The following is a 295-nucleotide window of genomic DNA, read 5'->3' as shown; positions in this document are numbered from 1 at the left end:
CGCCCCGGGCGGCGAGACCCCGCTGAGCGGTGACTTCAACGGCGACGGCAAGGACGACGTCGTCACCTTCACCCGGAACCCGGAGGCGGACGTCTATGTCGCCCTGTCCAGCGGTGACGTTTTCGGCCCGGCCGCCGTCTGGCACGACCACTTCGCGCCGGGCGGTGAGGTCCCGGCCGTCGGTGATGTGAACGGTGACGGCAAGGACGACATCGTGACCTTCACGCACGACGCGGACGCCAAGGTGTATGTGGCCCTGTCCACCGGCAGCGGCTTCGGTCCGGCCGCCGTCTGG

At 70.2% G+C, this 295-nt stretch carries 1 protein-coding gene; it reads left to right on the top strand.

Going from position 1 to position 295, the window contains the following annotated elements:
- Nucleotides 1–295 (top strand): FG-GAP repeat domain-containing protein (locus tag H0H10_RS03380; protein WP_188179281.1); only part of this gene is annotated, 295 nt, incomplete at both ends.

This window comes from Streptomyces griseicoloratus (assembly GCF_014534645.1).
Taxonomy (GTDB): domain Bacteria; phylum Actinomycetota; class Actinomycetes; order Streptomycetales; family Streptomycetaceae; genus Streptomyces; species Streptomyces griseicoloratus.
This window is presented reverse-complemented; position numbering and strand designations above follow the sequence as displayed.